This is a genomic window from Streptomyces sp. DH24, from assembly GCF_029813775.1.
In the GTDB taxonomy this organism is placed as follows: Bacteria; Actinomycetota; Actinomycetes; order Streptomycetales; family Streptomycetaceae; genus Streptomyces.
Window position 1 is genome coordinate 16,940 of sequence record NZ_JARVKW010000031.1, and the last position, 26,681, is coordinate 43,620.

Genomic DNA, 26,681 nt, shown 5'->3' on the forward strand with positions numbered 1-26,681 from the left:
CCGACGGTTCCGCGCCGCTCGGCACCCAGGCACCGCTCGGCCACACCCGCGGTTCCGGCCGGGCGGTGGCCGGTCCGGCTCCTCGGCGGGAGGCCGGACCGGCTCTCACCCGTCGCCCCGGGCCCGCAGCAGCAACAGGGCGATGTCGTCGAGCCGTTCGCCCTCGCGCGCGTTCCCGTGCACGAGGGCGTCGGCCAGCTCGTCCAGGGGCAGGTCCCCGGCGTCGGACAGGCGGCGGCCGAGCGCCGCGAGCGCGTCCTCGAAGTCCACGCCTGGGGACTCGACCAGCCCGTCGGTGTAGAGGACCAGCAGACTGCCGGGGGAGAGGTCGACCTCCGTCGTCGGGTACGAGGCCGACGCGTCGATCCCCAGCAGCGGGCCACCGGCGAGATCCAGCACCCGCACCCGCCCGTCCGGACGTCGCAGCAGCGGCGGCGGATGACCCGCACGGGCCATCACGGCCCGCCCCCGCTCCCGGTCGAGCCGCAGATAGAGGCAGCTCGCGAAGAGATCGGAGCCGAGGTCGATCAGCAGCCGGTTGGTGCTGCTCATCACCTCCTCCGGGGCCTGCCCCACGGCCGTGTACGCCCGCACCGCCGTGCGGAGCTGCCCCATCAGCCCCGCCGCCGTCACGTTGTGCCCCTGTACGTCCCCGATCACCGCGGCCGCCATCCCGGACACCGGCACCAGGTCGTAGAAGTCGCCCCCGATGTCCATGCCCTGCGTGGCCGGCAGATAGCGGGCCGCCGTCTCGAAGCCCGGCAGCGGCGCCAGCGAGTGCGGCAGCAGCGCCTCCTGCAGGCCGTGCGCCAGCCGGTGCTTCGCGTCGTACAGCAGGGCCCGCTCCAGGGCCTGCGCGATCATGCCGGCCAGACTCGTCAGCACCGCCCGTTCGTCCGCCGGGAACGGATGCGGCTCGGCGTACGCCAGCACGAGGGTGCCCACCGGCCGCCCGGAGGCCATCAGCGGCAGGTACGCCCACGCCGCGTTCCCGTCGGGCGTCTCGCGCCGCGCCGGATACAGGCGCTCCAGCTCCTCCTGCGACTCCAGGAACGCCGGCACGCCCGTCCGCAGGACCTGCGTGCCCGGCGTCCGCTCGGTGAGCAGCATGCCGTCGAACCGCTCCACGATCCGCGGATCGGGATACCCGCGGTGTCCCAGCACGTGCATGCGGCCCACCCGGGAACCGAGCACGACCAGCGCCGTGCAGCCCACGGCCGGCGCGACGTCGTCCGCCACCCGCTGCACCACGTCCTGCGCGCTCACCGCCTCCGTCAGCGCGCTGGCCAGCGTGAGCACCTGCGTGATGGTGACCAGCCGGGGTGCGGCGGCACGGTGTCGCGCCGTCCGGTTCAGCTCCGTCACCGCCCGGGCCCGGCTGACGCGCACGCTCAGCCCGGTGGTGCTCGGATACAGCCGGAACGACAGCCAGTCGCCGGGCGGCCGCAGCGCCACGAACGAGGTCGTGTGCTGGCTGATCAGCGCGGCCCGGTACCGGTCCTCGTACACCGGGTCGTTCAGCCACGGCACCGACACCCACAGCGGGGTGCCGAGCAGCTCGCCGACCTGCGCGCCCATCAGCTCCGCCGCCGCCGGGTTGGCGAACGTCACCCGCCCGTGCAGATCGAGCGAGCACAGCCCGTACGGCAGCCGCGACACCATCCGCGCCGCCTCCACCGAGCCCAGCGTGTGGGCCGCGCCCCGCAGCGCCGGCTCGGCCGACAGATCGGGCTCGGGGTGCACCGGGCGGTTCTCCTCGGCGGCCCGCTCCAGGCGCAGCGCCAGCCGTTCGCAGCCCGCGCGCAGATGGTCGCGCTCCCCTTTCGACAGCTCCGGCGGATGCGAACCGGGCCAGGTCACGAAGACCGATCCGTACGCCCGGGAGGCGGTCGCGACCGGCAGCGCGGCCAGCGCGAAGGGATAGGGCAGCACCATGGCGATGCGCGGGAAACGGCGCGCCATCTCCTCCTCGCCGCCCACCCACACCAGCCGCCGCTCGCGCAGCGCCTCGGCGACCGGGACCGGCGCGCTCAGGCCCACCCGTTCCCACGGCGCCGCGAAGACCCGGGGCAGCCCCGCCATCACCGCCATCTCCAGCACCGGCTCGTCCGGCGCCAGCAGATACACGGCACCCGAGTGGGCGTGCACCTCGTCCATCATCGAGGCCAGCGCGAGGGAGAGCAGCGGGCGGCCGGGCGGCGTCCGTGCGTCCGCGGAAGCCCGTGCCGGTGACGGCCCGTCCGGCACGCCGACCACCTCCTCGCCCGGCGCAGTGACGGTTCCAGGCCTCAAATCTCCCTCCCCGGCCCCCGTTCCGCACCACGAACGGCCGGCCGCCCCGACCGGCCCGCGCGGGCGTCATACGGGGTGGGGGTACGTACGCCCTGTGCGCCCCCGCGTACCCGTACCACCGGACCGTGCCACCACCAGGCCGTGCCGCGGGGCCGGGCCGCGGCCACCGCGGAACGTCCGCAGGGGCTGCGCGGGCGCGGCATAAGCGCTGTAATGACGGCGTGGCCAGTGAGGACGCGGCGGGACGCGGAGCGACGATGCCGCGTGCCGAGACGGCCCTGAGGACCCTCACCTCGGCCCCCGCCTCACCCGAACGGACGCGCCGCGTGCTGGAACAGGCGCTGGTCTTCGCGGGGGCGGCGTTCGTCGGCGTCTACACCCCCGGCGAGGACCCCCAGCTGCTGTGCCTGGTGGAGTCGGCCGGCGTGCCGAGAACCCTGTACGGCGTCCGCGACAGTTATCCGATCGCCGGGCACTCCCCGGTCGCCGACGCGCACCGCGCCGGGCAGGCGGTGTGGCGGTGCCCCGCCGAACTCGCCGAATCGGCCGAGTCCCGGCGCGTGCCGTCCCGCGAGTTCTTCGTCGGCGCGCTGCCCCTGCGCGGCGAGCACAGCGGCGGCCTCCTCGCCGTCAGCGAGGCCCCCGACGGTTTCGACACCGACGAACGCAAGTGCCTGGAGCTCATCGCCGAGGCCGTCGTCTGGTCCGCCCCGGCCGCCGCGGCCGAGGGCGAGGAACTGCGGTCCAACGCCTTCAGCCTCGCCATGGACAGCGGCCGGGTCGAGGTCGGCGACGACATCCTCGAACTGTTCGGCATGGCCCGCACCCGCTTCGACGGCCGGGTCGAGACCCTCCTCGGCCTCACCGTGCCCGAGGACCTGCCGTCGCTGATGTCGGTGGTGGAGGCCGACCACATGTCGATCGGCGACCGCGAACTGGAGTTCCGCGTCCTCCAGCCGGACGGCCCGCCCCGGTGGCTGCGGCTGCGCGGCCGGCTGGTGCCCGGCGGCGACGGCCGGTCGCCGCGGCTCGTCGGCACCGTCGTGGACGCCTCCAAGACGCGCTCCGACGTCACCGACGTGGCCCGCGTGCAGCGCCTGGCCGCCGCGCTGGCCACCGCCGGCACCGTCCGTGACGTCAGCCAGGCCGTCGTGTCCGCGCTGCGCGGCCCGCTGCACGCCGACCGGATCGCGCTCGCGGAACTGGAGGGCGACCGCCTCGTCGTCACCGTCCTGGACCCGCCCGAACCCGAGTCGTGGCCCGAGCTGTGGCGCCTGGAGTGGCGCACCGAGTGGCCCGACGCGCCGGTGCGCGCCATGCCCACCCTCGCCGCCGCGCTGCGCGACGGCCGCGCGGCGATCTGGCCCGCGGGCACCGCCCTGGAACCCGCCCTCGCCGAGGTCGGCCCCGGCGGCCTCGCCGTACTGCCGCTGCCCGCCGGGGGCCGCATGGCCGGCGCCTGCCTGATCGGCTGGGACACCCCGCACGACTTCGGACCCGACGAGCGCGCCCTGCTCACCGCCTCCGCCGGGCTGGCCGGCCAGGCCCTGATGCGGGCCCACGCCTTCGACGCCGAGCACGAACTGGTCGGCATGCTGCAACGCCAGCTGCTGCCCCGCCGCCTGCCGAAACTCCCCGGCGCGGTCGCCGTCGCCCGCTACCTGCCCAGCACGGCCGGCCTGGAACTCGGCGGCGACTGGTACGACGTCATCCCGCTCGTCGACAACCACGTGGCCCTCGTGATCGGCGACGTCCAGGGCCACAGCGCCGCCGCGGCCACCCTGATGGGCCAGATGCGCACCGCGCTGCGCGCCTACGCCACCGAAGGGCACCCGCCGGACGTGGTCGTCTCGCACGCCAACCGCCTCCTGACGGAGATGGAGACCGACCTCTTCGCCACCTGCGCCTACGTCGACATCGACATGGAGGAGGGCACCGCCTGGTGCGTGCGCGCCGGGCACCTGCCGCCGGTGCTGCGCCACCCCGGCGGCGAGACGGAGATCGCGGAGGCGGAGGGCGGCCCGCCGCTCGGCGTCACGGCGCGGGCCGACTTCCCCATGAGCCCGCTCAGGCTGCGGCCCGGCACGGTGATCGCCCTGGCCACGGACGGGCTGGTGGAAACCCCCGAGACCGACATCGACACCGGCATGGACCGGCTCGCCCACGAGCTGGCCGTCTCCGACCCCGCGCACCTCGGACTCGTCGCCGACGCCCTCCTCGGCAACGCCGGACGCGGCGACGACGTCGCCCTGCTCCTGGTGCGCTACGACGGCATGGCCCGCCGTCCCCAGCGCGAGAGCTGGACGGTGTGGCGCGTCCCCGAGGCCGTGCGGCACGCCCGCCGTTTCACCCGCCGCACCCTGCGCGCCTGGGGCGTGACACGCGAGATCGACACGATCCTCCTCGTGGTCTCCGAACTCGTCACCAACGCCCTCGCGCACACCGGCGGCCAGGTCCGCCTCGACCTCACCCTGGTCAACGGCCGGGTGCGCGTCGCGGTCGCCGACGCCTCGCCCCGCAGCCCGGTCAAGCCGACCAGCATCGGCTGGGAGGCGACCGGCGGGCGCGGCATCCTGCTGGTGGAGGCCATGTCGGCGGCCTGGGGGACGGTGCCCGTCAGCGGCGGCAAGCAGGTGTGGAGCGAGATCGCGGTCAAATGACGCCCCGCCGGCCGCTGGTTGCGCGTTCCGCGAGATGTTGCGGCGAGGTGCGCGCGGCGGATTCCCGGGTACCCGACATCTCTGACGGCCGGCACGGCGGTCCACCCGGTGATCGGGTGGCGGGCCGGCCGAGCGGGACGGTGAGAAGCCATGACCCAGCACGTGCGCGACATCATGACCGGCGCGCCGGTGACCGTGGAACCACAGTCGTCCGTCGCCGCGGTGGCCCGCATCATGCGCGACCAGAACCTCGGCGCCGTCCTCGTCACGGACGGCGACCGGCTGCGTGGCCTGGTCACCGACCGCGACCTGGTGGTGAGGTCCGTCGCCGAGGGCGGAGACCCGGAAAGCACCACCGTGGCGGGCGCGTGCAGCGACACCGAGCTGGTGACGGTGTCGCCGGACGACGATCTCGACCACGTGGTGGAGCTGATGCGGGAACACGCCGTGCGCCGGGTGCCCGTCGTCGAGGACGGCCACCCGGTCGGCATCGTCTCCCTCGGGGACCTCGCCATGGAACGCGACCCCGAATCCGCGCTCGGCGACATCAGCGTGGCCCGGCCCAACGACTGAGGCCGGTCGCCCTCGTACGCCCGGGGAGGCGAACATCCGTGCCCTCCCACGGAACAACTGACGGAAGCAGAAGGGAAGTCGAGGCGCCGTGATCGCGCAGCCGCAGGAGAAGACAGCCGCCCGCCGGCCCGAGACGGGCTGGTCAAGGGCCCGCCGCCTGCGGGGCAGGAACGCCCTGCGCACCTGGGTCCCCGCCGTCGCGGACCGTGACCTGTCCCGCGGGGCCGACGGGGTCCCGGAGGGCAACATCGTGCGGGGCGAGGACTGACCCCGCGACGGCAACCGGCGTCACCGAGAATTCAGCCGATCGAAGGTCGCAGGAAACCGGCCAGATCCCGATACTTCATCGGAGATCACGGCTAAGGTGAGCCAGATGAAGGCTCTCGTACTGTCCGGTGGCGCCGGAACACGGTTGAGGCCGATCACGCACACTTCGGCCAAACAGCTCGTGCCGGTCGCCAACAAGGCGGTGCTCTTCTACGGGCTGGAATCCATCGCCGAGGCCGGCATCACCGATGTCGGGATGATCGTCGGCGACACGGCCGCGGAGATCGAAGAAGCGGTCGGCGACGGATCGAAGTTCGGCCTGAAGATCACCTACATCCCGCAGGAGCGCCCCCTGGGCCTCGCCCACGCCGTACTGATAGCCCGGGAGTACCTGGGCGACGACGACTTCGTGATGTACCTCGGCGACAACTTCATCGTCGGCGGCATCACCGACCTCGTCGAGGAGTTCCGCGAGAACCGCCCCGACGCGCAGATCCTCCTCACCCGCGTCGCCGACCCCCGCGCCTTCGGAGTCGCCGAACTGGACGACGCCGGGCAGGTGATCGGCCTGGAGGAGAAGCCGGAGAACCCCAAGAGCGACCTCGCCCTGGTCGGCGTGTACCTGTTCACGCCCGCCATCCACGAGGCCGTCCGCTCCATCGAGCCGTCCTGGCGCGGCGAGTTGGAGATCACCCACGCCATCCAGCGCCTGATCGACCGCAGCGCCGACGTGCGCTGCACGGTCATCCGGGGCTACTGGAAGGACACCGGCAACGTCGTCGACATGCTCGAGGTGAACCGCACGGTCCTGGAGAGCATGGACCGCCGCATCGACGGCGAGGTCGACGCCGGCTCCGAGACCATCGGACGCGTGATCGTGGAAGAGGGCGCGCGGATCGTCAACTCCCGCATCGTCGGCCCCGTGGTGATCGGCGCCGGAACGGTCGTCAGCGACTCCTACGTCGGGCCCTACACGTCCATCGCGGAGAACTGCCGCATCGCCGACAGCGAGCTGGAGTTCTCCATAGTGCTGCGGGACTCCTCGATCCACGGGGTGGGCCGGATCGAGTCCTCGCTGATCGGCCGGCACGTGAAGGTGACCCCGGCGCCCAGCGTGCCCAGCGCCCACCGTCTCGTCCTCGGCGACCACAGCAAGGTGCAGATCCACACATGAACCTCCTCGTCACCGGCGCCGCCGGCTTCATCGGCTCGCGCTACGTCCGCACCCTCCTGGAATCCGACGCGCCCGACGCGCCGCGGATCATCGTGCTGGACAAGCTGACCTACGCGGGCACCCTCGACAACCTCGAACTGGACCACCCGCGCCTGGAGTTCGTCCAGGGCGACATCCGCGACGGCGAACTCGTCGACAAGCTGATGTCGCAGGCGGACCAGGTGGTGCACTTCGCGGCCGAGTCCCACGTGGACCGCTCCATCCTCACCGCGGCCGACTTCGTCCTCACCAACGTCGTCGGCACGCAGACCCTCCTCGACGCCGCCCTGCGGCACCGCGTCGAGCCGTTCGTGCACGTCTCCACGGACGAGGTGTACGGCTCGATCGAGACCGGCTCGGCGACCGAGGAGTACCCCCTCGACCCCAGTTCCCCGTACTCCGCCTCCAAGGCGTCCTCCGACCTGTTCGCCCTGGCCTACCACCACACCCACGGTCTGGACGTGCGGGTCACCCGCTGCTCCAACAACTACGGCCCGCACCAGTTCCCCGAGAAGGTCATCCCCCTCTTCGTCACCAACCTCCTCGACGGCAAGAAGGTCCCGCTGTACGGCGAGGGCCTCAACGTCCGCGACTGGCTGTACGTCGACGACCACTGCCTCGGCGTCGACCTGGTGCGCACCAAGGGCCGGCCCGGCGAGATCTACAACATCGGCGGCGGCACCGAACTGACCAACAAGGACCTCACCGGACTCCTCCTGGAGGCCTGCGGCGCCGACTGGGACAGCGTCGAGTACGTCGCCGACCGCAAGGGCCACGACCTGCGCTACTCCGTGGACTGGAGCAAGGCCCGCGACGAGCTCGGCTACCGCCCGCGGCACGACTTCGCCACCGGCCTCGACGCCACCGTCGCCTGGTACCGGGACAACCGCGCCTGGTGGGAACCCCTCAAGCGGCGCGTCGCCGAGGAGCGCGCATGACGTGGCTGGTCACCGGCGCGGGCGGCATGCTCGGCCACGACGTCGTCGCCGAACTCACCGCACGCGGCGAGGACGTCATCGGCCTGGACCGCGCCGCCCTGGACATCACCAGCCCCGACGCCCTCGACAGGGCGCTCGCCGAGCACCGCCCCGCCCTCGTCGTGAACTGCGCCGCGTACACCGCCGTGGACGACGCGGAGACCGACGAGGCGCGGGCACTGCTGATCAACGGCGAGGGGCCGAGGCTGCTCGCCCGCGCCTGCGCCGCGCACGACGCGCGCCTGATCCACGTCTCCACCGACTACGTCTTCTCCGGAGACACCCGCACCACCCCCTACCCGGAGGACCACCCGACCGCCCCGCGCACCGCCTACGGCCGCACCAAACTCGCCGGTGAACAGGCCGTGCTGGAGGAACTCCCCGGGACGGGCGCCGTCGTGCGCACCGCGTGGCTCTACGGCGTCCACGGCCGCAGCTTCGTCCGCACGATGATCGACCTGGAGGCCTCCCGGCCCACCGTCGACGTCGTGGACGACCAGCGCGGTCAGCCGACCTGGAGCGCGGACGTCGCCGTCCGCATCGCCGACCTCGGCCCCCGGCTGGGCGGCGCGGCGAGCGGCGTCTTCCACGCCACCAGTTCGGGCGAGGCGACCTGGTACGAACTGGCCCGGGAGGTGTTCCGCCTCATAGGCGCGGACCCGGACCGGGTCCGCCCGACCACCGGCGCGGCCTTCCCCCGGCCCGCACCGCGCCCCGCCTACAGCGCGCTCGCGCACGGCCGCTGGCAGGAGATCGGCCTGCCGGCGCCGCGCGACTGGCGCGCCGCCCTGCACGAAGCACTGCCCAGGATCCGCAAGGAGAGTCCCCTTCGTGAAACGCCATGAGTTCCTCCGGGAACTGCACAAGGTCAGCGCCAACCGCAACTACCTGGAGATCGGCGTCAACGACGGCCGCAGCCTGCGCCTGTCCCGCGTCCCCAGCATCGCGGTCGACCCCGCCTTCAAGGTGGTGTCGGAGATCAAGTGCGACGTCCACCTGGTGAAGGCCACCAGCGACGACTTCTTCGCCCGCGACAACCCGCTGCAGCACTTGAAGGGCGGCCGGCACCCGCTGCGCAACCTGCGTCGGGGCCGCAGCCCCCTCGGACACTGGCGGCGCACCACGCTGGACCTGTCGTTCATCGACGGCATGCACCTGTTCGAGTTCGCGCTGCGCGACTTCATCAACATCGAGAAGCACTCCGACTGGGGCAGCGTCATCGTCTTCGACGACATGCTGCCGCGCAACGTCGACGAGGCGGCCCGCGACCGGCACACCGGCGCGTGGACCGGCGACGTCTACAAGATCATCGAGGTGCTGGCCCGCTACCGGCCCGACCTGGTGACGGTCCAGGTCGACACCCAGCCGACCGGCCAGCTCGTGGTGTTCGGCGCCGACCCGTCCAGCACGGTGCTCAAGGACAAGTACGAGGAAATCCTCCAGGAGTACCTCGTCCCCGACCCGCAGAAGGTGCCCGAGGCGATCCTGGAGCGGGCCGCGGCGGTGCCTCCGGAGGCGCTGCTGGAGGCGGGCTTCTGGGGCCGTCTCATCCGGGCCCGCAACATGGGCCTGCCGCGCTCCCGTGGTTGGGAGCCGCTGCGGCAGGCCCTGGAGCAGGTCGGCGTCAGCCGCTGACCCGGCGGCTCAGTCCTCGAGAGGCCTGCCGCGCAGGTGCGCGTACCACGTGCGGCAGGCCTCGTACGAGGGCAGCAGCCCCGACTGCCTGGCCTCGGCCAGCGTCGGTGCCCCGGCGTCCTTCGGGGACAGCACCGGCGTGATCCCCTCGGGCCACTCGATGCCCAGCTCCGGGTCCAGCGGGTGCAGCCCGTGCTCCCGTTCCGGCGCGTAGCCGGTGGAGCACAGGTAGACCACGGTGGCGTCGTCGGTGAGCGCGAGGAACGCGTGCCCGAGACCCTCCGCGAGGAACACCGCGTGCCGCGTGTCGTCGTCCAGCCGCACGGCCTCCCACCGGCCGAAGCCGGGGGAGCCGACCCGGATGTCGATCACCACGTCCAGCACGGCCCCGCGCACGCACGTGACGTACTTGGCCTGCCCGGGCGGCACGTCGGCGAAGTGCACCCCGCGCAGCACGCCCCGGCGGGACACCGAGCAGTTGGCCTGCATCAGGCCCAGGTCGTAGCCGGTGGCCTCGCGGAACTCCTCGCCCCGGTACCACTCGTGGAAGCTGCCCCGGTCGTCCGGGAACACCTTCGGCTCCAGGACCCAGGCCCCCTCGATTCCCAGCGGTCGCATGTCACACCCTCCCGGCCCTGACGCGGGCGGCCACCTTGCCCCGCGCGGTGTTCAGCACCCGCCGTGCCCTGCGCGCCAGCCGCAGCAGCAGGCCGGGGCGCGGGGCCTTCACCGTCTCGATCCCGCCGGGGCCGACGCGCACGGCGAGCGGCAGCCGGTGGAAGCGCCGCTCGGCGGCGTCCGGGGCGAGGCACACCGCGATCCGCCACAGGGCCTCCCCGGACAGCGCGTCGGCGGGCAGTCCGGCCTCGATCACCGCGCCGTGCGCGGCGGGCGTGAGCGTGGCGGACACCTCCAGGGACCGCGCGGCGCAGGCGAGCAGCATCGGCACCTCGGTGGCGGCGGGCACGTGCAGCGGGACGGTGGCGTGCAGCCGGCCGTCGCTCACGGCGATCTGCGCGTGGTTCAGGCCGAGCCACTTGCCGCCCGCGCCCACGTCCAGCGAGAGGTTGCGGTGCGGCTCCGTCCAGTACGGCCGGACGGCACGGCCGCCGACGACGGCCGCCGGCCCCGCGGCGGGCCCGGGAGCGGCCGTGCGGGACACCGGGCCCAGGCGGATCTCCTTGGTCCAGCCGCCGAGCTTCACCCGGGCGACCGCGTCCCACACACCGTCGTCGGGCAGGGCCGCCGGGTCGACGGTCGCCGTCGCCCTCAGCTGCAGCCGCACCCGGCCGTCGTCGCCGGCCGGCACGGTCTCGCGGGTGAACTTCACGGGCTGGAAGTACTGGGCGGCACTCGCGCGTTCCTTGAGCAGCAGGTCGGCGGTGGCCTGCTGGAACCGGGCGGCGGTCTGGGCGCCCACCCACGCGACGGCGTCCGCGACGTCCTTCGGCGTGTCCTCCAGCATGGCGGGCTCGGCCTCGGCGGGGAACGTCATCGGCTCGCGCCCGCACGCGTATTCGGCGGTGAACGAGACGTGCAGCGCGCCGTCCCGCCACTCGATCGTGCCAGGCACCGTCAGGGGCTTGACGGTGGCCTCCCACTCGGCGAACGCCACGACGTCGTCGTACCGGTCGGCGGCGGTCAGCGAGGCGACCACCTGCTGCGTCGGCTGCAGTCCGACGGCGACGCCGGGCCCGAAGCGTTCGACGACGACCTGGTGGATCTCCCTGAACAGCTCCCTGCGGTAGTCGTCGGGCAGCTTCAAAAAGCGCCGGGCGCGCAGCCGCTCGACCATCTCCACGCGCAGCCAGCGCCGGAACAGCCGGTCGCGCACCTGGCCCGGCTCGGTGTACCGCTCGACGACGTCGAGGGCCTCGCGGAGGTTCTTGAAGTAGCCGACGGGATCGAACCGTTCGAAGCCCGCGTTGGAGCCGTCGTCCCGCCTGAGGTGGTAGTAGCAGACGTAGTCGCTGAGCACCGACACGTTGTCCGCGCGCAGGTACGCCTCGGTGACGAAGACGTGGTCCTCCAGGCGCCGCCGGCCCTCCGGGAAGCGCAGGCCGGTGCGCTCAAGGAACGCGCGGCGGATCATCTTGTGCGGGGTCAGACTGTCGATCAGCGGCGCGTTCTCGACGGTGGCGCGCGGGTGGTTGCGGCGGAACAGCTCCACCGGCACACCGCGGCCCTGGCCGGCCATCTTGCCGACGACCACATCGGCGCCGTTGGCGACGCCGTAGTCGTACATCCGCTCCAGGGCCTCGTCGCCGAGGTAGTCGTCGTTGTCGACGAACATCACGAACTCGCCCCGGGCGGCGTCGATTCCGACGTTGCGCGGCTTGCCCGACCAGCCGGAGTTCTCCTGGTGGATGACCCGCACGCGCGGGTCCTCGGCGGCGAGCGCGTCGAGCCGGGCGGGGGTGGCGTCGGTGGAACCGTCGTTGACGAAAATGACCTCGTACTCGTCGGGCGGCAGGGACTGCCTCCGCAGCGAGGAGATGCAGTCCTCGATGTAGGTTCCCGGATTGAACACCGGGACGATGACGCTGACCTTGACCGGCATCGGGCTTCGGGCCCCCCTGGATAGCTTGCCGAAAACATGCGGGTTTGACGGGATGGCCTGATGCTAACCCCAACAGGCGTTGTCCTTATGGATCACGGGGGTCAACGCCGATTTCGTCGTCGTGTCGTCCGGGTGCCCTCGCGGTCCGGCTCCCACGCACGAGTGCCCCGGCCTCTACGCTTGTCACGTGCGCCTCTTGCTCATGTCGGACACCCATCTTCCCAAGCGGGCCAGGGAACTGCCCGCTCCGCTGCTCGCCGAGCTCCCGCGCGCCGACGTCGTGTTCCACGCCGGGGACTGGGTCGACACCGCGACCCTCGACCTGCTGGAGAGCCGTTGCCGCAGGCTGGTCGGCGTGTACGGCAACAACGACGGACCCGAACTGCGCGCCCGGCTCCCCGAGATCGCGTACACCGAGCTGGACGGTCTGCGCTTCGGCACCGTCCACGAGACGGGTCCCGCTGCGGGCCGGGAAGCCCGCTGCGCGGCCCGCTTCCCCGGTCTCGACGTCCTCGTTTTCGGCCACAGCCACATCCCCTGGGACACCACCGCCCCCACCGGCCTGCGCCTGCTCAACCCCGGTTCCCCGACCGACCGCCGCCGTCAGCCCCACTGCACGTACATGACCGCCACGGTCGCCGGTGGCCGCCTGACCGATGTGGAACTGCACCGGCTGCCACCCCGCTAGGAGCCGTGGCGACCTTCCGGGGTCTCCGGCCCCGCACCTCGCGCGGGGCCGGTCGGATGGACGGCTCCCCGGGTGGCGCTGAGCGGGGCGCCGGTGCCGCCCCAGCGCAGCGCGACGATCTCGGCGGCGACGGACACCGCGACCTCCTGGGGCGTACGGGCGCCCAGGTCGAGCCCGACGGGTGAGCGGAGCCGGGCGAGTTCGTCCTCGGACAGACCCGCCGCGACGAGCCGGGCGAGCCGGTCCTGGTGCGTGCGGCGGCTGCCCATCGCCCCGATGTACGCGGCCGGCCGGCGCAGCGCCACCTCCAGCAGCGGCACGTCGAACTTCGGGTCGTGGGTCAGGACGCAGACCACGGTGCGCTCGTCGGTGTCCGTGGCCGCGAGGTGCCGGTGCGGCCAGTCCACGACCACCTCGACGCCGTCCGGGAAGCGCCTGGGCGTCGCGAAGACCGGGCGGGCGTCGCAGACGGTCACCCGGTAGCCGAGGAAGTCGCCGATCCGGGCCACCGCCGCCGCGTAGTCGATGGCGCCGAACACCAGCATGCGGGGCGGCGGCGCGAACGAGTGCAGGAAGACGCTCACCGCGTCCTCGCGCCGCTCGCCGCGCGGGCCGTAGTGCCGCAGGCCGGTGGCGCCGAGGGCGAGTTCGCCGCGCGCGTCCGCGGTGACCGCCGCGTCGAGCCCTTCCGCGCCGAGCGTGCCGGAGACCCGGTCCGGCCACACCGCGAGGGCCGCCCCGCGCGGCGCCGGGCCGTCCGTCACCGTCGCCACGGTCACCGGGTCACCGGCGGCCACCGACTCCGCCACCGACCCGAACGACGGATCGGCCGCAGGGCTCACCGGACGCACCAGCAGGGTGATCTCGCCGCCGCAGGTCAGACCCACCGCGAAGGCGTCCCGGTCGCCGTACCCGAAGGTCTCCAGGCGGGCCTCGCCGCTCGCCACCACCTCCCGGGCCAGCTCGAACACCGCGCCCTCGACGCAGCCGCCCGACACACTGCCCACCACCTCGTCGTCCGGGCCGACGGCCATCGCCGCGCCCGGGTCGCGCGGCGCGCTGCGGCTCACCCCGACGACCGTGGCGAGACCGAACGGCGAGCCCGCCGCGTACCAGGCGCTCAGCGCCGGGAGGATGTCACGCATCGTCGGCTCCTCTTCAGGGACTCCCGCGGCTCGTCCGGCCGGGTACCCGGCCGGCTCGCCACCCCGCTTCGTTGAGCGTTAATCCATTGAGTCATCGGCCGCGGTCTGCTGCACTGCACGGACCCGAAGACGTCGTTCGAAGGAGCGAGCAATGCGCGGATCGTTCATGTCCCCCCAGGAAGGAATGACCCACTCTCCGAAGGACATGACGCTTCGTGCACCTGCTCAACCTGGGAATCCTCGCGCACGTCGACGCGGGTAAGACAAGTCTGACCGAACGGCTGCTGCACGCCGTCGGCGCCATCGACGAGATCGGCAGCGTCGACGCCGGGAACACCCGGACCGACACCCTCGCGCTGGAGCGCCGGCGCGGCATCACCATCAAGTCCGCCGTGGTCTCCTTCCCGCTCGACGGCCGGACGGTCAACCTCATCGACACCCCCGGCCACCCGGACTTCATCGCCGAGGTGGAACGGGTCCTCGGTGTCCTCGACGGCGTCGTGCTGGTCGTCTCCGCCGTCGAGGGCGTCCAGGCGCAGACCCGGGTCCTGATGCGGACCCTGCGCCGGCTGCGCATCCCGACCCTGCTCTTCGTCAACAAGATCGACCGGCGCGGAGCGCGCCACGACGAGGTGCTGCGGGCCGTCCGCGACCGCCTCACCCCGGCGATCGTGCCGATGGGCACCACCGGCCGCCTCGGCACCCGCGACGCCCGCTTCACGCCCGGCCCGGACCCGGCCGCCGCGCTGGACGTCCTCGCCGACCACGACGACGCCCTGCTGTCGGCGTACCTGGCGGACCCCGAGCGGGCCGTCACCGGCGACCGGCTCCGCGCCGCTCTCGCCGAGCAGACCCGGCGCGCCCTGGTCCATCCGGTGTACTTCGGTTCGGCCATCACGGGCGCCGGCGTCGACGCCCTGCTGTCCGGCGTCAGGGACCTGCTGCCCACCGCCGACGGCGACCCGGACGGGCCCGTCTCCGGCACCGTCTTCAAGGTGGAGCGGGGCCCGGCGGGGGAGAAGGTGGCCTACGCGCGGATGTTCTCCGGGACGCTCCGCGCCCGCGACCGGGTGCAGTACGGCGACGCCCGCGGCGCGGGCCGGGTCACCGCGATCAGCGTCTTCGACTCCGGCACGGTCGTCCGCCGCGACGCGGTCCCGGCGGGCCGCATCGCCAAGCTGTGGGGCCTGACGGACGTCCGGATCGGCGACGCCGTCGGCGCACCGCGCGCGGGCGGGCAGCGCTTCTTCGCCCCGCCGACCCTGGAGACCGTCGTCGTCCCCGGACCGGGCACCGACCGGCGCGCCCTCCACGTGGCGCTCACCCAGCTCGCCGAGCAGGACCCGCTGATCGACCTGCGCCACGACGAGGTGCGGCAGGAGACCGCCGTGTCGCTGTACGGCGAGGTGCAGAAGGAGGTCGTGCAGGCCACGCTCGCCGACGAGTACGGCGTGGACGTCACTTTCCGCGAGACCACGCCGCTGTGCGTCGAGCGGCCCGTCGGCACCGGCGCGGCCGTGGAGTTCAACAAGAAGGACGCCAACCCCTTCCTCGCCACGGTCGGCCTGCGCGTCGACCCGGCGCCGGTCGGCTCGGGCGTGGACTTCCGGATGGAGGTCGAGCTGGGCGCCATGCCGTACGCCTTCTTCAAGGCCGTCGAGGACAGTGTGCGCGAGACCCTTCGACAGGGGCTGTACGGCTGGCAGGTCACCGACTGCACGGTCACCATGACGCACAGCGGCTACTCGCCCCGGCAGAGCCACGCCCACCAGGGCTTCGACAAGAGCATGTCGAGCACCGGCGCCGACTTCCGCGGACTCACCCCGCTCGTGCTGATCGAGGCGCTGCGGCGCGCCGGCACCCGGGTGCACGAGCCGCTGCACCGCTTCCGCCTGGAGGCGCCGGTGGACACGCTCGGCGCCCTGCTGCCGGCGCTGGCCGCACTCGGCGCCGTACCGCGGACGACCGCCACGCGCGGGGACACCGGGGTCCTGGAGGGCACGGTGCCCGCAGCGCGGGTGCACGAGCTGGAGCAGCGGCTGCCGGGGCTGACGCGCGGCGAGGGCGAGCTGAAGAGCGCCTTCGAGCAGTACGCGCCCGTCACCCACGGCGCGGTGCCGTGCCGCCCGCGCACCGACCACAACCCGCTGAACCGCAAGGAGTACCTGCTGAACGTGACGCGCCGGGTGGGCGGCTGACGACCGCCCGCCCGGCGCGGGCCACCCCCCCCCGGCCCCGGGCCCCGCCGTCAGCCGCCGGCGGGGCCCGACCAGTCACGCTCGACGTGGCCGACGCGCACCCGCTGCGGATGGTCGCCGACGGGCACGGACGCCGTCTTCTCGCCGGTGGCGAAGTCGATGGCCGTGACCCGGTCGGCGCCGCTCTCGGAGACGACGCAGGCGCGGCCGTCGCCGCTGACCGTCGCCCAGTAGGGCTTGGACACGGTGACGAGCGGGCCCTCCTGGAGGGTCGCCCGGTCCACGACCGTCGCGTAGTCGTCCATGGTGCCCGCGACGCACAGCTTCCCACCGTCCGGGCTCACCGAGATGCCGTGGTGGCGCGAGTCGTTGACCCAGGTGGTGCGGTCCTCGCTGGTCGCCGGGTTCTTCGGCAGCGTCTTCACGCGGGTGATGCGGTCGGACGCCAGGTCGTACTCCAGGAAGCCGTTGAAGAAGGACACCTGGAAGTACAGCTTCGACTCGTCGGGCGAGAACACGGCCGGGCGGACGGCGTCGGAGTGGTCCTTCAGTCCCGCCGCGTCGAGCCGCTCGCGCATGTCGACGACCTTGACCTGCCGGTACGTCGTCGCGTCCACGACCGTGATGCGCCGGTCGCCCTTCGTCCAGTCCAGCCACGGGGCGTCCAGCGAGGTGTTCACCTCGCCGATGGACATGTTCCAGATGTACTTGCCGTCCTTGCTGAAGACGTTCTCGTGCGGCTTGTCGCCCGTGGCGAACTTCCCGAGCTGCCGGCCCGTGGCGATGTCCAGGACGTGCACGGTGTTCGCGGTCGAGGCGGAGACGGCGACCCGTGTGCCGTCCGGGGAGACCGCCATGTGGTCGGAGCGGTAACCGTCCGCGGGGAAACGCCAGTTGACGCGCCCGGTGGCGAGGTCGAGGGAGACGACGTCGGCGAAGCTCGGCCGGGACACCACCACCGACCTCCCGTCCGGCGTGGAGTACATGTCGTCCACGTACTGGTCGTGGCCCTCACCGACGCTGTTGCGGATGGCCGTGAAGTAGATCCACTTGATGGGGTCGGCCCTGATCTCCGCGAGCCGTTCCTCCTTGTCCGGTACGACGTCGATCCGGCCGATCCTCGCCAGGTCCCCGGTGGACTCGACGACATCGGCGGTGCCGTCCCAGTTGTTGCCGACGAACAAAACCTCGCGCAGGGCGGCGGAGTCGTCCGGGGCGGCACCGGCGGTCGCGGGGAGACCGGCGGTCAGGGCGAGGGCGGCGGCTATGGAGCACAGGTGCCTGGGGCTGAAGGCAGGCAAGGGCTGCTCCCTCCTCGGGACGCGAAAGCTGAACACGCCTCATTTTCAACTTACTGAAAAGTAAGGAGTGTTCCTGCCGCACCGCAAGACGCGTGCACGACAACTCTCCCTCCCCGGGTGCCCTCGGCCCTTCGCCCGGCCGCGGCTACTCGTCCCAGGCCTGGATCATCGTCTGTTCGACGATCTTGCCGTCGCGCAGCGTCAGCATCGACTCGGCCAGGACTCGCACGCCGTCCGGGTACTGGCACGACTCGGTGAAGGCGACCCGGTCGTCCTGGACGACGCACTGCTCCAGCTTGTGGGTCATGTCCCGCCCGTACAGGTCGTCGAGCATCTCGTCGATCTCGTCGCGGCCGTGCACGACCTTGGGATTGCTGGGCTGGGTGTTGTGGTCGACGATCCGGATCTCGGCGTCGTCAGCGTAGAGCGACGCGAGGGTTTGCGCCGTGCGTTCCTCGATGCCCCGGCGCAGGGCCTCGGTGTCGAAGGCGGGGCGTGCCATGGTGCCCATGGTGACCTCCTCGTCGGGGCCCGCGGCCCGACGGTTCCGGGCCGCCGAGGACCCCGTCTTCGAGCCTCCTCCGCCTTCGCGTGCTCGGCAAGCGCTGCGGCGGGCCGGCCGCCGGGCTCCGCCTGTCGGGTGAGCGTGGCCGCGCGCCCGTGTCCGGGGGCGGCCCGCCGCCGTTGCTGACAGCATGATCTCAACACGACGCATCATCGCAGCCGTTGGTCTCGCCGCCGGTGTCACCGGCCTTGCCGCGCCGCTGGCGAGTGCGGCCGACGGGGCGGCCCAGGACACCGGCCGGCTGAGCCCGATCGCAGTGCTCGACTCGCTGGCGGTCGCGGACCTCCCCGAGGAGCACAAGGACGAGATCCTGCGGCCCTCCGCGCAGCTGGCCGAGCTGAACAAGGTGCGGGAGCTGAACCGGCTGGGCGAGCTGTACCAGCTCGCCCAGCCGGTCGCCCCGGTCCTCGGCCTGGTGCCGGCCGTCCAGTACTGACCGCGACACCCTGCGAGGGGCCGCCCGGCCGACGGGCGGCCCCTCGCGGACGTGTCCGGCCGCCCTCGCCCGGGTACCGGCAGCCGCGCGCTCGGACCGGCATCACCTCGCGCCGACCGCGGCCCCCTCTTCCAGCCGGCCGTCGCCCCCCGCCGACCCAGGGCCCGCCGTCAGCCCGCCGTCGCCAGGAACTGCGTCGCCGCCAGCTCCGCGTACAGCGGGTCCGCGGTCACCAGCTCGGCGTGCGTGCCGACGGCGCGGACCCGGCCCGCGTCCAGGACGACGATCCGGTCGGCCATCGTCACCGTGGACAGCCGGTGCGCGACGACCAGCACCGTCGTCGTACGGGCCACGTCGGCGACCGTGTCCCGCAGCGCCGCCTCGTTCACCGCGTCCAGCTGCGAGGTGGCCTCGTCGAGCAGCAGCAGGCGCGGCCGGCGCAGCAGGGCGCGGGCGATGGCGACCCGCTGGCGCTCCCCGCCCGAGAGCCGGGTGCCGCGATGCCCCACGAGCGTGTCGAGACCGTTCGGCAGCCGCGCGACCAGCCCGTCCAGGCGGGTCGTCTTCACCACGCGCGCCACCGCCTCGTCGTCCGCCTCCGGATGGCCCAGCAGCAGGTTGTCCTTCAGGGAACCCGACAGGACCGGCGCGTCCTGCTCCACATAACCGATGGCGGCCCGCAGTTCGGGAAGCTCCCAGTCGGCGACGTTCCGCCCGTCCAGCGTGATCGTGCCCGAGTCGGGGTCGTAGAACCGCTCGACGAGCGAGAACACCGTCGTCTTGCCCGCCCCGGACGGACCCACGAACGCCGTCATGCCGCGCGCCGGCACCGCGAACGTCACCCCGTGATGGACGTACGGAAGATCGTCGGCGTACCGGAAGCGGACGTCCGTGAAGGCGACCGACGCGGGTTCTGCACCCGGCGCCGGAAGCGGCACGGGCCGGGCGGCCGGCTCGGCGGGCAGCCGCAGCGCCTCCTGGATGCGGGCCAGGGCCGCGGAACCGGTCTGGTACTGCGTGATCGCGCCGACGACCTGCTGGATCGGCGACATCAGATAGAAGACGTACAGCAGGAACGCCACCAGCGTGGCGACGTCGGTCGCGCCCGTCGCCACCCGCGAGCCGCCCACCGCGAGCACCGTGATGAACGCGCACTGCATCGCCAGCCCCGCCGTGTTGCCCGCCGCCGCCGACCACTTGGCGGCCCGCACGCTCTGGCGCCACGACTCCTCGGCCGCCGCGTGCAGCGTGCGCTCCTCACGGTCCTCGGCGCCCGACGCCTTCACCGTGCGCAGCGCGCCCAGGATCCGCTCCAGGGAGGCACCCATCACGCCGACCGCGTCCTGCGCCTGCCGGCTCGCCCGGTTGATGCGCGGCACGATCACCCCGAGGACGGTGCCCGCCAGCAGGATCACCGCCAGCGTGACACCGAGCAGCACCGGCTCCACCAGGCCCATCATGACCACGGTCGCCACCAGCGTGAGCCCGCCCGTGCCCAGGCCCACCAGCGAGTCGGTGGTGACCTCGCGCAGCAGAGTGGTGTCGGAGGTGATGCGGGACATCAGATCGCCCGGCTCGGTGCGGTCCACCGCCGCCACCCTCAGCCGCAGCAGATACGACGACAGGGCGCGCCGCGCGCCGAGCACCACCGACTCCGCCGTGCGTCGCAGCACGTACGAACCCAGCGCCCCCACCGCCGCGTTGGCGACCACCAGCGCCGACATCAGCAGCAACGCCCCGGTGATGGCCCGGTCCCGCGACAGGTCGGTGATCAACTCCCGTGCCACCAGCGGCAGCGCGAGCCCCGTGGCGCCCGTGACCAGCGACAGCAGGGCACCCGCGAGCAGGGCCCAGCGGTGGGGTCTGACGTAGCCGAGGAGCAGCCTCCAGGTGGGCGTGCCGGTCCGGGTCTCTGCTGTGCTCACGGCTCTCCTGGGCACTCGGGGGGCGGAGCCCTCAGGCTACGTGGGCGCGCCCCGCGGGACGCGTGATTTTCCTGGCCGGACGGCCTGCCGTGCCCGACCCTTACGTGCCGTTACCGATCACTCACGCGTAGGCTCGACGGGAACGACGGACGGACGAAGGGGTCAGCACCATGGCGCAGGAAGTACGCGGCGTGATCGCACCGGGCAAGGACGAGCCGGTGCGGATCGAGACCATCGTGGTGCCCGATCCCGGGCCCGGCGAGGCGGTGGTGCGGGTCCAGGCGTGCGGGGTGTGCCACACGGACCTGCACTACAAGCAGGGCGGCATCAGCGACGACTTCCCGTTCCTGCTCGGTCACGAGGCGGCGGGCGTCGTCGAGTCGGTCGGCGAGGGCGTCACGGACGTCGCTCCAGGCGACTTCGTCATCCTCAACTGGCGTGCGGTGTGCGGGAAGTGCCGGGCCTGCCTGCGGGGCCGGCCGTGGTACTGCTTCGACACCCACAACGCGGAGCAGCGGATGACGCTGGCCTCGACCGGGCAGGAACTGTCCCCGGCGCTGGGCATCGGCGCGTTCGCGGAGAAGACGCTGGTGGCCGCCGGGCAGTGCACGAAGGTCGACCCGGCTGTCGCGCCGCAGGTCGCGGGGCTGCTGGGATGCGGCGTGATGGCGGGCATCGGCGCGGCGATCAACACCGGCCAGGTGGGCCGCGGCGACACGGTCGCGGTGATCGGCTGCGGCGGGGTCGGCGACGCGGCGGTCGCCGGGGCCCGGCTGGCGGGCGCCGCGAAGATCATCGCGGTGGACATCGACGACCGGAAGCTGAAGACGGCCCGCGCGATGGGCGCCACCCACACGGTCAACTCCCGTACCACGGACGCGGTGGACGCGATCCGCGAACTGACCGGCGGCTTCGGCGCGGACGTGGTGATCGAGGCCGTGGGACGCCCGGAGACGTACCGTCAGGCGTTCTACGCCCGGGACCTGGCGGGCACCGTCGTGCTGGTGGGTGTGCCCACCCCCCAGATGAAGCTGGAGCTGCCGCTGCTGGACGTCTTCGGACGCGGCGGGGCGCTGAAGTCGTCCTGGTACGGGGACTGCCTGCCCTCGCGGGACTTCCCGATGCTGATCGACCTCCATCTCCAGGGCCGCCTGGACCTGGCCGCGTTCGTCACCGAGACCATCCAGCTGGACGAGGTGGAGAAGGCGTTCGAGCGGATGCACACCGGTGACGTCCTGCGTTCGGTGGTGGTGCTGTGATGACCGCGCGCATCGAACGCCTCGTCACCTCCGGGCAGTTCACGCTCGACGGCGGCACCTGGGACGTCGACAACAACGTCTGGCTCGTCGGCGACGACCGCGAGGTCGTCGTCATCGACGCCGCCCACGACGCCGACGCCATCGCCGAGGCCGTCGGCGACCGCCGGCTGACCGCCATCGTGTGCACCCACGCCCACAACGACCACGTGAACGCCGCGCCCGCCCTGGCCGAACGCACCGGCGCCACCATCTGGCTGCACCCCGACGACCTGCCCCTGTGGAAGCTGACCCACCCGGACCGCCTGCCGGACGCCCATCTGGCCGACGGCCAGGTCATCGAGGCCGCCGGCGCCGACCTGACCGTGCTGCACACCCCGGGGCACGCGCCGGGCGCCGTCTGCCTCTACGACCCGGGCCTGGGCGCCGTGTTCACCGGCGACACCCTCTTCCAGGGCGGCCCCGGCGCCACCGGCCGCTCCTACTCCCACTTCCCGACCATCGTCGACTCGATCCGCGACCGGCTGCTCACCCTTCCGCCCGGCACAAAGGTCCTCACCGGGCACGGCGACGCGACCACCATCAGCGCCGAGGCACCGCACCTGGACGAGTGGATCACGAGGGGTCACTGACACCACCGGCCGAGTGACGCGTCCGGAAAGGCGACAGAGGATGTCCGGCTTACCCGCCACCCTCGAACCCACGAAGGTCACCGGGTACGGGAGGTCGGACATGCCACTGCCGCTGCAGGACAAGGTCGCGCTGGTCGCCGGGGCGACACGCGGCGCGGGACGGGGGATCGCGGTCGAACTCGGCGCGGCCGGCGCCACGGTGTACGTCACCGGACGCACCACGCGCGAACGGCGCTCCGAGTACGACCGCCCCGAGACCATCGAGGACACCGCCGACCTCGTGACCGCGGCAGGCGGGCACGGCATCGCGGTCCCCACCGACCACCTCGACCCCGGCCAGGTCCGCGCCCTCGTGGACCGCGTCGCGCACGAGCGGGGCCGCCTCGACGTCCTCGTCAACGACATCTGGGGCGGCGAGCACCTGTTCCAGTGGGACACCCCGGTCTGGGAGCACGACCTCGACAAGGGGCTGCGGCTGCTCCGGCTCGCGGTCGACACCCACGCGATCACCAGCCACCACGCCCTGCCCCTGCTGCTGCGCAACCCCGGCGGCCTGGTCGTCGAGGTCACCGACGGCACCGACGCGTACAACCGCGCCAACTACCGCGTGAACCTCTTCTACGACCTCGCCAAGGCGTCGGTGCTGCGCATGGCCTTCGCCCTCGGCCACGAACTCGGCCCGCGCGGCGCCACCGCCGTCGCGCTCACGCCGGGCTGGCTGCGCTCGGAGATCATGCTGGAGACCTTCGGTGTGCGGGAGGACAACTGGCGCGACGCCCTCGACCGCGAACCGCACTTCGCCATCTCCGAGACCCCGCACTACGTCGGCCGCGCCGTCGCGGCCCTCGCCGCCGACCCCGAGGTGGCGCGCTGGAACGGCAGTTCACTCTCCAGCGGCGGCCTCGCCCAGGAGTACGGCTTCACGGACCTGGACGGCAGCCGCCCCGACGCCTGGCGCTACCTGGTCGAGGTCCAGGACCCGGGCCGCCCGGCGGACACCAGCGGCTACCGCTGAGGGTTCGCCGGGAAGGCGGCGGGCGACCACGGGCGGGCGGCGGGCGGCGGGCGGCGGCGGGCGGGCGGCGCCGGGCGCGCGGGGTGGCCGGGACGGGGCGGAGGGCCGGGAGGCGGGCTGGGTGGCCGGGAGGCGGCCGGGGGAATCGGCACGGGCCCTGGCCCGGTGTCTCGCGTGGCGCGGTGCTCCGCCTGGCCTGGGGCTCTACCGGCTTGGGTCTTTCCGGCTTGGGTCCTTCCGGTCGGAGGCCCTCCGGCGGGACCCTCCGGCCCGGCTCCGGTCCGACACCCCCCGGGCCCGGGGCCCTTCCGGAAACGCCGGACGCGGCCCGTGGCCGATCCCGTGGCCGATCCCGTGGCTGATCCCGTGGCTGATCCCGTGGCCGGGCGGGACAGAGGGCGTCGCGGACACTGCCGTGCCGATCACCGGACCAGTACCGTCGGCCCATGACCGACACGACACGCTTTGCAGGCCACGGAGTTCTCGTCACGGGCGCCGCCCGCGGGATCGGCGCCGCCACCGCGCGGCGGTTCGCCGAGGAGGGCGCGCGGGTGCTGGTGACCGACGTGGACCTCGGCGCGGCCCGGGAGACCGCGCACGCGCTGCGCGAACACGGCCTCGCCGCCGAGGCGTTCCCCTGCGACGTCGCCGACCGGGCGTCCGTCGAGGCGGCCGTCGCCCGCGCCGTCGAGGCCTTCGGCACGCTCGACGTCCTGGTCAACAACGCCTACCACTGCACCCCCGACGCCCCGCGCTTCGAGGACGAGCCCGACGAGACGTGGGCGCGCGACCTCGACCTCACCCTGACCGGCGCCTACCGCTGCTGCCGCGCCGCCCTCCCGTACCTGGCCGCGTCCGGGCGCGGGGCGATCGTCAGCATCGGCTCGGTCAACGGGGTGCAGGACTTCGGCAACCACGCCTACAGCGCCGCCAAGGCCGGACTCGGCTCCCTCACCCGCACCCTCGCCGGACACGCCGCCGCCCGGGGCGTCCGAGTCAACCTCGTGGTACCGGGCACGGTGCGCACCCCGGCGTGGGAGGGGCGCGACGCCCAACTGGAGGCGGTCCGTGAGCTGTATCCGCTCGGCCGGGTCGGCGAGCCGCAGGACATCGCCGCCGCCGTCGCGTTCCTCGCCTCCCGCGACGCGGCCTGGATCACCGGCACCTCCCTGTGCGTCGACGGCGGACTCACGGCCGTCAACGCCGGGTTCCGCGCGGCCGCCGCGCGGGCCGGGGAGTGAGGCCGGCGACGCCCCGTGAGGTCACCGTTTCGTACCGGCGCCCGCCGCGCCGCAACCGAACGGGCCGCACGGCGGTCTAACGGGCAGACGTCGCAGACAGATCCTGCGAGCATTCCGGGCGAAAGGCATGACCAGCCATGGGGGACATACGCAGACGAGGAGTCGTCGCCCTCGGGGTGACCGCACTGGTGGCACCGCTCACGCTCGCGCTCGGCACCACGCAGGCGCACGCCGTGAGTTGCACGACGACGGCCGGCCCGTACCAGAAGCAGGTGGAGAAGTTCCTGGGCCGGCCGGTCGACGGCAAGCAGTCCAGCGCCGACTGCAAGGCCATCCAGGCATTCCAGAACAAACACGGCATCCGGCCCAACATCGGCTACGCCGGTCCCGTCACCTGGGGCGTGATGGACCTGATGCTCAAGCAGAAGGCCGTCGGGACGAACCCGAACAAGGCCGGCAAGTGTCCGGTGAACAAGGGCCGCATCGCCTGCGTCGACCTCACCCTCCAGCTGAGCTGGATCCAGGACGGCAGCAGGCTCGTATACGGCCCGGTCCCGGTCCGTACCGGACGTGACGGCTACGAGACCCGCACCGGCCTGAAGAAGATCTACTGGCGCAACATCGACCACGTCTCGACCATCTACGACGTGCCGATGCCGTACAGCCAGTTCTTCGACGGCGGGCAGGCCTTCCACCAGGCGAGCCTCAGCATGTGGAACCCGCCTGGTTCGCACGGCTGCGTCAACATGACCACCACCGACGCCAAGAAGTACTGGTCGCTGCTGAAGAAGGGCGACGACGTCTACGTGTACGGCCGCAAGCCGGGCACCTGACCGGCGTCCGGCCGGCCCGGTGCCCGGCCCGCGGCCCCGGCTCACGCCTCGGGGTCGTCCCCGAAGTCCGGGATGTCCAGCCGGACCCCGCCCTGCCGCGCGGACTCGTGCGCGACGATGCCCGGCAGGGTGTAGCGGGCCGCGACCCACGCGTTCACGGACGGCAGGGCGCGGCGGTTGACGGCGGTCACGAAGTCGTCCACCAGGAAGTGGTGGCTGCCCTCGTGCCCGTTGTGCAGGTGGTCGAACTCGCGCGGCAGCCGCGCCCGGTCGTGCACGGGCGCGGAGCCCGAGGTGAACGCGGCCCGCAGCTCCGGCGCGATGTGCTGAAGCGAGGGGTCGTCGGGGGACAGGGTGGGCTTCGGCTCCAGGAGTTCCGTGATGTCCTTGACGCCCTTCTTGTCCTGCCACAGGGCGATGGTGGCGACCTGCTCCATGCTCGCCTCCGTCCCGAAGAACCGGAAGCGTGACTCCCGGATGTGCGAGGGGTAGCCCACCCGCCGGAACTCGTTCGTACGGAACGAGCCGCCGCCTGCCACCTCGAACAGCGCGGTCGCGTTGGACACGTCGTTGTCGAACTGGCTCACCTCCCGGTCGAACACGCCGTCCCCGCGGTCGTCGGTCACGCCGATCGCGGACACGCTCACCGCGTGCGTCCGCCAGGCGCCCAGCACGCCGCCCACCGCGTGCGTCGGGTACAGCAGCGGGGGATAGCTGGCCGTCGCCTTCCAGTTCTCACCGCCGCTGTACTGGTACGCCTCGTAGAAGCCGAGGTCCATGTCGTGCACGTAGTCGCCCTCGGCGTAGAACAGCCGCCCGAAGGCGCCCTCGGCGATCCGGTTGCGGGCGTGTACGGTCGCCGGGTGGTAGTGGCTGGTCTCGCCCATCATGTACGTCAGACCGGTCGCCCTGACCGCGTCGATGATCGCCGCGATCTCCTCCGTGGTGATCGCCATGGGCACCGCCGAGTACACGTGCTTGCCGGCGTTCAGGCCCCGCAGCACCAGCGGGCCGTGGGTCCAGCGCTGCGTGAAGACCGCGACGGCGTCGACCGTCTCCGACTCCAGCATCGCCTCGTACGACGGGAAGGTCCCGGTGAGCCGTTCGGCGGCGGCGAGCCGCTCGGCCCGCTCCGGGAGCAGGTCGGTGACGTGGACCTCGCGGACGCCGGGGTGGGCCAGGAACAGCCTGGCGAACTGGCCCGAGAACTGTCCGGCGCCGACGATGCCGATGGAGAACGTCATGGATGGGATGCCCTTCAGTCGAGTC

At 72.9% G+C, this 26,681-nt stretch carries 23 protein-coding genes; 15 read left to right on the top strand and 8 right to left on the bottom strand.

The window, feature by feature from the left end; genetic code table 11:
* Nucleotides 1–105: 105 nt before the first annotated feature.
* A complete protein-coding gene (locus tag QC282_RS23220; RefSeq protein WP_279551532.1) occupies nucleotides 106–2,256 on the bottom strand; it encodes a SpoIIE family protein phosphatase in 2,151 nt (716 codons plus the stop codon).
* Nucleotides 2,257–2,549: 293 nt separating this feature from the next.
* On the opposite strand from QC282_RS23220, the gene QC282_RS23225 reads away from it, so the two are divergent.
* The 7 genes from QC282_RS23225 (at nucleotide 2,550) to QC282_RS23255 (ending at nucleotide 9,617) form a co-directional block, all read left to right on the top strand.
* Nucleotides 2,550–4,952 carry a SpoIIE family protein phosphatase gene (locus QC282_RS23225; protein ID WP_279551533.1) on the top strand — a complete coding sequence of 801 codons (2,403 nt, stop codon included), beginning with the start codon at nucleotides 2,550–2,552 and terminating at the stop codon, nucleotides 4,950–4,952.
* Nucleotides 4,953–5,102: 150 nt separating this feature from the next.
* On the top strand, nucleotides 5,103–5,525 hold the full coding sequence (locus tag QC282_RS23230) for a CBS domain-containing protein (protein ID WP_279551478.1): 423 nt from the start codon (nucleotides 5,103–5,105) through the stop codon (nucleotides 5,523–5,525).
* Between the two features lie 88 nt (nucleotides 5,526–5,613).
* On the top strand, nucleotides 5,614–5,793 hold the full coding sequence (locus QC282_RS23235; RefSeq protein WP_279551479.1) for a hypothetical protein: 180 nt from the start codon (nucleotides 5,614–5,616) through the stop codon (nucleotides 5,791–5,793).
* 105 nt (nucleotides 5,794–5,898) lie between these two features.
* The gene (locus tag QC282_RS23240) at nucleotides 5,899–6,966 is read left to right on the top strand and encodes a glucose-1-phosphate thymidylyltransferase (protein WP_279551480.1); all 1,068 of its coding nucleotides are present in this window, start codon (nucleotides 5,899–5,901) and stop codon (nucleotides 6,964–6,966) included.
* Nucleotides 6,963–7,943 (top strand): dTDP-glucose 4,6-dehydratase, encoded by a 981-nt coding sequence (rfbB, locus tag QC282_RS23245; RefSeq protein ID WP_279551481.1) that lies wholly within the window; start codon nucleotides 6,963–6,965, stop codon nucleotides 7,941–7,943. The genes QC282_RS23240 and rfbB overlap by 4 nt, the downstream gene beginning before the upstream one ends.
* Nucleotides 7,940–8,827: a dTDP-4-dehydrorhamnose reductase gene (rfbD, locus tag QC282_RS23250; protein WP_279551482.1), complete on the top strand. Its 888-nt coding sequence runs from the start codon at nucleotides 7,940–7,942 to the stop codon at nucleotides 8,825–8,827. The genes rfbB and rfbD overlap by 4 nt, the downstream gene beginning before the upstream one ends.
* Nucleotides 8,814–9,617 (top strand): class I SAM-dependent methyltransferase, encoded by an 804-nt coding sequence (locus QC282_RS23255; RefSeq protein WP_279551483.1) that lies wholly within the window; start codon nucleotides 8,814–8,816, stop codon nucleotides 9,615–9,617. The genes rfbD and QC282_RS23255 overlap by 14 nt, the downstream gene beginning before the upstream one ends.
* Before the next feature lie 9 nt (nucleotides 9,618–9,626).
* Here QC282_RS23255 and rfbC read toward each other — a convergent pair whose 3' ends face one another.
* Nucleotides 9,627–10,235: a dTDP-4-dehydrorhamnose 3,5-epimerase gene (gene rfbC, locus QC282_RS23260; RefSeq protein WP_279551484.1), complete on the bottom strand. Its 609-nt coding sequence runs from the start codon at nucleotides 10,233–10,235 to the stop codon at nucleotides 9,627–9,629.
* A 1-nt stretch (nucleotide 10,236) separates the two neighbouring features.
* Nucleotides 10,237–12,177, bottom strand: a complete 1,941-nt coding sequence (locus QC282_RS23265) for a glycosyltransferase family 2 protein (RefSeq protein ID WP_279551485.1) — start codon at nucleotides 12,175–12,177, stop codon at nucleotides 10,237–10,239.
* Nucleotides 12,178–12,364: 187 nt separating this feature from the next.
* On the opposite strand from QC282_RS23265, the gene QC282_RS23270 reads away from it, so the two are divergent.
* Nucleotides 12,365–12,865 (top strand): metallophosphoesterase, encoded by a 501-nt coding sequence (locus QC282_RS23270; protein ID WP_279551486.1) that lies wholly within the window; start codon nucleotides 12,365–12,367, stop codon nucleotides 12,863–12,865.
* Here the strand turns inward: QC282_RS23270 and QC282_RS23275 are convergent.
* Nucleotides 12,862–14,010: an XdhC family protein gene (locus QC282_RS23275; protein ID WP_279551487.1), complete on the bottom strand. Its 1,149-nt coding sequence runs from the start codon at nucleotides 14,008–14,010 to the stop codon at nucleotides 12,862–12,864. The genes QC282_RS23270 and QC282_RS23275 overlap by 4 nt on opposite strands.
* Before the next feature lie 215 nt (nucleotides 14,011–14,225).
* Here QC282_RS23275 and QC282_RS23280 point away from each other — a divergent pair, with 215 nt between their 5' ends.
* Nucleotides 14,226–16,208 (top strand): GTP-binding protein, encoded by a 1,983-nt coding sequence (locus QC282_RS23280; protein ID WP_279551488.1) that lies wholly within the window; start codon nucleotides 14,226–14,228, stop codon nucleotides 16,206–16,208.
* Between the two features lie 50 nt (nucleotides 16,209–16,258).
* On the opposite strand, the gene QC282_RS23285 is transcribed toward QC282_RS23280, so the two are convergent.
* Both QC282_RS23285 and QC282_RS23290 read right to left on the bottom strand, forming a co-directional pair.
* Complete coding sequence (locus tag QC282_RS23285) at nucleotides 16,259–17,509, bottom strand: YncE family protein (RefSeq protein ID WP_279551489.1); 1,251 nt, start codon at nucleotides 17,507–17,509, stop codon at nucleotides 16,259–16,261.
* Nucleotides 17,510–17,654: 145 nt separating this feature from the next.
* Nucleotides 17,655–18,020, bottom strand: a complete 366-nt coding sequence (locus QC282_RS23290; RefSeq protein ID WP_279551490.1) for a nuclear transport factor 2 family protein — start codon at nucleotides 18,018–18,020, stop codon at nucleotides 17,655–17,657.
* Between the two features lie 184 nt (nucleotides 18,021–18,204).
* Here QC282_RS23290 and QC282_RS23295 point away from each other — a divergent pair, with 184 nt between their 5' ends.
* Nucleotides 18,205–18,510 (top strand): hypothetical protein, encoded by a 306-nt coding sequence (locus QC282_RS23295; RefSeq protein ID WP_279551491.1) that lies wholly within the window; start codon nucleotides 18,205–18,207, stop codon nucleotides 18,508–18,510.
* A 170-nt stretch (nucleotides 18,511–18,680) separates the two neighbouring features.
* Here the strand turns inward: QC282_RS23295 and QC282_RS23300 are convergent, their stop codons facing one another.
* Entirely contained in the window at nucleotides 18,681–20,435 is a 1,755-nt protein-coding gene (locus QC282_RS23300) for an ABC transporter ATP-binding protein (RefSeq protein ID WP_279551492.1), read from the bottom strand.
* Between the two features lie 170 nt (nucleotides 20,436–20,605).
* Between QC282_RS23300 and QC282_RS23305 the strand changes: the two genes are divergently transcribed.
* The 5 genes from QC282_RS23305 to QC282_RS23325 all read left to right on the top strand — a co-directional run bounded on the left by QC282_RS23305 (nucleotide 20,606) and on the right by QC282_RS23325 (nucleotide 25,412).
* Nucleotides 20,606–21,694, top strand: coding sequence for an S-(hydroxymethyl)mycothiol dehydrogenase (locus tag QC282_RS23305; RefSeq protein WP_279551493.1), 1,089 nt, complete (start codon nucleotides 20,606–20,608; stop codon nucleotides 21,692–21,694).
* Nucleotides 21,694–22,323, top strand: coding sequence for an MBL fold metallo-hydrolase (locus QC282_RS23310; protein WP_279551494.1), 630 nt, complete (start codon nucleotides 21,694–21,696; stop codon nucleotides 22,321–22,323). The genes QC282_RS23305 and QC282_RS23310 overlap by 1 nt, the downstream gene beginning before the upstream one ends.
* A gap of 100 nt (nucleotides 22,324–22,423) precedes the next feature.
* Entirely contained in the window at nucleotides 22,424–23,338 is a 915-nt protein-coding gene (locus QC282_RS23315; RefSeq protein ID WP_279551534.1) for an SDR family oxidoreductase, read from the top strand.
* A 446-nt stretch (nucleotides 23,339–23,784) separates the two neighbouring features.
* Nucleotides 23,785–24,579: an SDR family NAD(P)-dependent oxidoreductase gene (locus QC282_RS23320; RefSeq protein ID WP_279551495.1), complete on the top strand. Its 795-nt coding sequence runs from the start codon at nucleotides 23,785–23,787 to the stop codon at nucleotides 24,577–24,579.
* Nucleotides 24,580–24,716: 137 nt separating this feature from the next.
* Nucleotides 24,717–25,412, top strand: a complete 696-nt coding sequence (locus QC282_RS23325) for a L,D-transpeptidase (RefSeq protein ID WP_279551496.1) — start codon at nucleotides 24,717–24,719, stop codon at nucleotides 25,410–25,412.
* 41 nt (nucleotides 25,413–25,453) lie between these two features.
* Here the strand turns inward: QC282_RS23325 and QC282_RS23330 are convergent, their stop codons facing one another.
* Nucleotides 25,454–26,656, bottom strand: coding sequence for a Gfo/Idh/MocA family oxidoreductase (locus tag QC282_RS23330; RefSeq protein WP_279551497.1), 1,203 nt, complete (start codon nucleotides 26,654–26,656; stop codon nucleotides 25,454–25,456).
* Between the last annotated feature and the right edge of the window lie 25 nt (nucleotides 26,657–26,681).

Excerpts from the sequence above, each read along its gene's own strand:
- QC282_RS23225 (WP_279551533.1), top strand. The coding sequence starts at position 2,550 with ATGCCGCGTGCCGAGACGGCCCTGAGGACCCTCACCTCGGCCCCCGCC.
- QC282_RS23230 (WP_279551478.1), top strand. The coding sequence starts at position 5,103 with ATGACCCAGCACGTGCGCGACATCATGACCGGCGCGCCGGTGACCGTG.
- QC282_RS23240 (WP_279551480.1), top strand. The coding sequence starts at position 5,899 with ATGAAGGCTCTCGTACTGTCCGGTGGCGCCGGAACACGGTTGAGGCCG.
- rfbB (WP_279551481.1), top strand. The coding sequence starts at position 6,963 with ATGAACCTCCTCGTCACCGGCGCCGCCGGCTTCATCGGCTCGCGCTAC.
- rfbD (WP_279551482.1), top strand. The coding sequence starts at position 7,940 with ATGACGTGGCTGGTCACCGGCGCGGGCGGCATGCTCGGCCACGACGTC.
- rfbC (WP_279551484.1), bottom strand. The coding sequence starts at position 10,235 with ATGCGACCGCTGGGAATCGAGGGGGCCTGGGTCCTGGAGCCGAAGGTG.
- QC282_RS23265 (WP_279551485.1), bottom strand. The coding sequence starts at position 12,177 with ATGCCGGTCAAGGTCAGCGTCATCGTCCCGGTGTTCAATCCGGGAACC.
- QC282_RS23275 (WP_279551487.1), bottom strand. The coding sequence starts at position 14,010 with ATGCGTGACATCCTCCCGGCGCTGAGCGCCTGGTACGCGGCGGGCTCG.
- QC282_RS23290 (WP_279551490.1), bottom strand. The coding sequence starts at position 18,020 with ATGGGCACCATGGCACGCCCCGCCTTCGACACCGAGGCCCTGCGCCGG.
- QC282_RS23295 (WP_279551491.1), top strand. The coding sequence starts at position 18,205 with ATGATCTCAACACGACGCATCATCGCAGCCGTTGGTCTCGCCGCCGGT.
- QC282_RS23305 (WP_279551493.1), top strand. The coding sequence starts at position 20,606 with ATGGCGCAGGAAGTACGCGGCGTGATCGCACCGGGCAAGGACGAGCCG.
- QC282_RS23310 (WP_279551494.1), top strand. The coding sequence starts at position 21,694 with ATGACCGCGCGCATCGAACGCCTCGTCACCTCCGGGCAGTTCACGCTC.
- QC282_RS23315 (WP_279551534.1), top strand. The coding sequence starts at position 22,424 with ATGCCACTGCCGCTGCAGGACAAGGTCGCGCTGGTCGCCGGGGCGACA.
- QC282_RS23320 (WP_279551495.1), top strand. The coding sequence starts at position 23,785 with ATGACCGACACGACACGCTTTGCAGGCCACGGAGTTCTCGTCACGGGC.
- QC282_RS23325 (WP_279551496.1), top strand. The coding sequence starts at position 24,717 with ATGGGGGACATACGCAGACGAGGAGTCGTCGCCCTCGGGGTGACCGCA.
- QC282_RS23330 (WP_279551497.1), bottom strand. The coding sequence starts at position 26,656 with ATGACGTTCTCCATCGGCATCGTCGGCGCCGGACAGTTCTCGGGCCAG.